General features: G+C 47.7%; 2 tRNA genes and 2 rRNA genes. All 4 read right to left on the minus strand.

Annotated elements, in window-relative coordinates:
* Window positions 1–98: 98 nt before the first annotated feature.
* The 4 genes from rrf to CHA01nite_RS20190 all read right to left on the minus strand — a co-directional run bounded on the left by rrf (window position 99) and on the right by CHA01nite_RS20190 (window position 3,524).
* Window positions 99–207, minus strand: a 5S ribosomal RNA gene (gene rrf / locus CHA01nite_RS20175).
* A 157-nt stretch (window positions 208–364) separates the two neighbouring features.
* Window positions 365–3,128, minus strand: a 23S ribosomal RNA gene (locus CHA01nite_RS20180).
* 158 nt (window positions 3,129–3,286) lie between these two features.
* Window positions 3,287–3,360, minus strand: a tRNA-Ala gene (locus CHA01nite_RS20185).
* 91 nt (window positions 3,361–3,451) lie between these two features.
* A tRNA-Ile gene (locus tag CHA01nite_RS20190) sits at window positions 3,452–3,524 on the minus strand.

A 3,524-nucleotide genomic window follows, 5' to 3' on the forward strand; every position in this document is an offset into this window, starting at 1 on the left:
CCAGCCATCAGCCATCAGCCAGATACGGTTCAGGATTTTGGTTAAGGCAGGGGCATAAAAAAAAACCTCACACATGACTGTGTGAGGTTTTTAATAAAAACTGGCGGCGACCTACTCTCCCGCTATTCGCAGTACCATCGGCGCTGGTGGGCTTAACTTCTGTGTTCGGAATGGGAACAGGTGAGCCCCACCGCTAAAACCACCCTAAAGGTTGTATATAATGTAGGATGTATTGTTGTATAATGTACAAAGTATTTTACTTTGATACATTGTACTTTTGTACATGTTACATAATTTATCGGTAAATATCATCACAAAGGCAAAACCTTGGGTGCACTTATAAGGCTTTTACTGAGAACCAATAGGCTATAAATCTACGGGTAATTAGTACTACTCGGCTATGCTGTTACCAACTTTACACCTGTAGCCTATCAACGTGGTCATCTCCCACGACCCTTAAAAGATGTCTCATCTTGAGGCGAGTTTCACACTTATATGCTTTCAGTGTTTATCTCTTCCAAACGTAGCTACTCAGCGGTGCACCTGGCGGTACAACTGATACACCAGAGGTTTGTTCAATTCGGTCCTCTCGTACTAGAATCAAGCCCTCTCAAACATCTAACGCCCGCAATAGATAGAGACCGAACTGTCTCACGACGTTCTGAACCCAGCTCGCGTGCCACTTTAATGGGCGAACAGCCCAACCCTTGGGACCTTCTCCAGCCCCAGGATGTGACGAGCCGACATCGAGGTGCCGAACCTCCCCGTCGATGTGAGCTCTTGGGGGAGACTAGCCTGTTATCCCCGGAGTACCTTTTATCCTATGAGCGATGGCCCTTCCATACGGAACCACCGGATCACTATGTCCTGCTTTCGCACCTGATCGACTTGTAGGTCTCACAGTCAAGCACCCTTATGCCATTACACTCTACGCACGGTTACCAAGCGTGCTGAGGGTACCTTTGAAAGCCTCCGTTACTCTTTTGGAGGCGACCACCCCAGTCAAACTACCCACCACGCAATGTCCTTCTCAAAAGAAGTTAGGCTCCAAGTAAGTAAAGGGTGGTATTTCAACGTTGGCTCCACAAACACTGGCGTGCCTGCTTCAAAGCCTCCCACCTATCCTACACATTACTTACTCAAAGTCAATACGAAGTTATAGTAAAGGTTCACAGGGTCTTTTCGTCCCATTGCGGGTAATCGGCATCTTCACCGATACTACAATTTCACCGAGCTCGTGGCTGAGACAGTGCCCAGATCGTTACACCATTCGTGCAGGTCGGAACTTACCCGACAAGGAATTTCGCTACCTTAGGACCGTTATAGTTACGGCCGCCGTTTACTGGGGCTTCAGTCAAACGCTTCGCTTACGCTAACGCCCTTCCTTAACCTTCCAGCACCGGGCAGGTGTCAGACCCTATACAGCATCTTTCGATTTAGCAGAGTCCTGTGTTTTTGATAAACAGTCGCCTGGGCCTCTTCACTGCGGCCAGCATTGCTGCTGGCGTCTCTTCTTCCGAAGTTACGAGACTATTTTGCCTAGTTCCTTAGCCACGACTCACTCGAGCACCTTAGGATTCTCTCCTCGACCACCTGTGTCGGTTTTGGTACGGGTTGCTTCACTTCGGCTTTTCTTGGATCCGATTACACTACAGCAGCTTCGCCCGAAGGCTAGGCCTTGACACTTCCGTCCGTCTTTAGTAGCTACATCGAACCGTCCCCTTTTTAGTGTGAGCAAGTATGGGAATATTAACCCATTGTCCATCCACTACCCCTTTCGGGTTCGCGTTAGGTCCCGACTAACCCTCAGCTGATTAGCATGGCTGAGGAAACCTTAGTCTTTCGGTGAGGGGGTTTCTCGCCCCCTTTATCGTTACTTATGCCTACATTTTCTTTTCTATAAGCTCCACCAAGCCTCACGACTCAGCTTCTACGCCGATAGAATGCTCTCCTACCAGATATAATTAATTATAAATCCATAGCTTCGGTATTCTGTTTATGCCCGATTATTATCCATGCCGGACCGCTCGACTAGTGAGCTGTTACGCACTCTTTAAATGAATGGCTGCTTCCAAGCCAACATCCTAGCTGTCAATGCAGTCCAACCGCGTTGCTTCAACTTAACAGAAATTTGGGGACCTTAGCTGTTGGTCTGGGTTCTTTCCCTCTCGGACATGGACCTTAGCACCCATGCCCTCACTGCCGACCATCATTTATTAGCATTCGGAGTTTGTCAGGAATTGGTAGGATTTGACTCCCCCGCATCCAATCAGTCGCTCTACCTCTAATAAACTATAAATCGACGCTGCACCTAAATGCATTTCGGAGAGTACGAGCTATCTCCCAGTTTGATTGGCCTTTCACCCCTACCCACAGGTCATCCGAAGACTTTTCAACGTCAACCGGTTCGGTCCTCCACTTTGTGTTACCAAAGCTTCAACCTGCCCATGGGTAGATCACAAGGTTTCGCGTCTAATCCTACTAACTATGCGCCCTGTTCAGACTCGCTTTCGCTCCGGCTCCGGACCTGAAGTCCTTAACCTCGCTAGTAAAATTAACTCGTAGGCTCATTATGCAAAAGGCACGCCGTCACTGGACCTGCCAGCTCCGACCGCTTGTAGGCGTACGGTTTCAGGTTCTATTTCACCCTTCTATTCGAAGTGCTTTTCACCTTTCCTTCACAGTACTTGTTCACTATCGGTCTTTCAGGAGTATTTAGCCTTGGAGGATGGTCCCCCCATATTCAGACAGGATTTCACGTGTCCCGCCCTACTCATTTATCATCTTAATATGCCTTTCAAATACGGGGCTATCACCCTCTACGGCCGCACTTTCCAGTACGTTCTTTTAAACATATAAAGACTTTTGGGCTAATCCGCTTTCGCTCGCCACTACTTACGGAATCTCTTCGATTTCTTTTCCTCCGGGTACTTAGATGTTTCAGTTCTCCGGGTTTGCTTCTCAATGTAAACATCAAGATGACATGTCTTCAACATGCCGGGTTGCCCCATTCGGACATCTCGGGATCTATTCGTGTGTGCCAATCCCCCGAGCTTTTCGCAGCTTACCACGTCCTTCTTCGCCTCTGAAAGCCTAGGCATCCGCCATACGCCCTTAACGATTTCTTTCCTATTTTTAGGTTACTCAAGCACTTATAAGTGCTCGGTTTTCTCTTTGTGATGTCTTTACCGTTAATGTCAATGATCTTAATGTCTTCTCTTCCGTCTGATGAACAGATGTTGTTTTTGGCTCCATCCGTAACTTTTAAATCAAACTTCCAAAACTGTGGAGAATAAGGGAGTCGAACCCTTGACCTCCTGCGTGCAAGGCAGGCGCTCTAGCCAGCTGAGCTAATTCCCCCTCTAGTTGAGTGTATAAGTAATAGTGTTGGAGAGTTTGAGCATTAAACTCATCTTCTCTCATACTCTAAAAATCTCTTACTCAAAATTAGTAGTCTCGGGCAGGCTCGAACTGCCGACCTCTACATTATCAGTGTAGCGCTCTAACCAGCTGAGCTACGAGAC

This window comes from Chryseobacterium hagamense (assembly GCF_007991455.1).
GTDB lineage: Bacteria > Bacteroidota > Bacteroidia > Flavobacteriales > Weeksellaceae > Chryseobacterium > Chryseobacterium hagamense.